The following is a 674-nucleotide window of genomic DNA, read 5'->3' as shown; positions in this document are numbered from 1 at the left end:
CTATTGCAATATGCGCCGCAAGCTCAAGAAAGCGTTGACGAGCTTTTGCGCCAACATATCAGCCTGCACAACAACTGGGCGGCAGTATCCGCCGAATTTACCAAACTCGAAGTAGACAACGCCTATGTCCCCGATGCGGAAGCGTTCAAACGCTTTGTCGCAGGATATGATGTCCATCTGGCGATTGAAGAGCCGCTGTTTGATATGGGCAAAACCTTTATCCCCAAAGAAAAACTGACCGAAATCGGCGAAATTATGGCTGCACGCCGCCGCAAATAAGGCCGTCTGAAACAATCGTCTCAAGGATATATTATGCTGACCCCAAAAAGTTGCGATTTGTTCAATATTCCCTTTTTCCAATTTTCCCAGCTTAAAAAATACCAGCCTGAAAGTATTCCGCAAATCAAGGCAGACTATAAAGAAAACTGGCAGGTATGGCAGCAGCTGATCCAGCAGGTTGCCGCCGAATTGGGTGCGCCGTTTGCGCCGCCGCATATCGAACGCTGGTGTAACGGCTGGCAGGTCCGCGCCCATTTCTTTGCCTATTTCAAATACGAACAATATAAAAATTCCGCAGCAATTTTATCGATTTTGCTCAACCGCCGCCGTTTGAGCGTCAGCTTGGATTGGCACTGCTATAAAGCCGATGTTTCCCCCATTGCGCTGCCTGATTA

1 protein-coding gene and 1 pseudogene are annotated in these 674 nt (G+C 48.4%); both read left to right on the top strand.

Annotation, left to right across the window (positions count from 1 at the left end; genetic code table 11):
• Positions 1 to 279, top strand: a pseudogene (locus ACTHUM_RS16985) (hemerythrin domain-containing protein); the annotation flags it as partial.
• A 33-nt stretch (positions 280 to 312) separates the two neighbouring features.
• Positions 313 to 674 (top strand): HI_0552 family protein (locus ACTHUM_RS16980; RefSeq protein ID WP_440403553.1); only part of this gene is annotated, 362 nt, incomplete at its 3' end.

It is taken from the genome of Neisseria sp. P0021.S006, assembly GCF_051956895.1.
The sequence above is the reverse complement of the archived record's forward strand: the minus strand, read 5'-3'. Positions and strand labels throughout refer to the sequence as shown.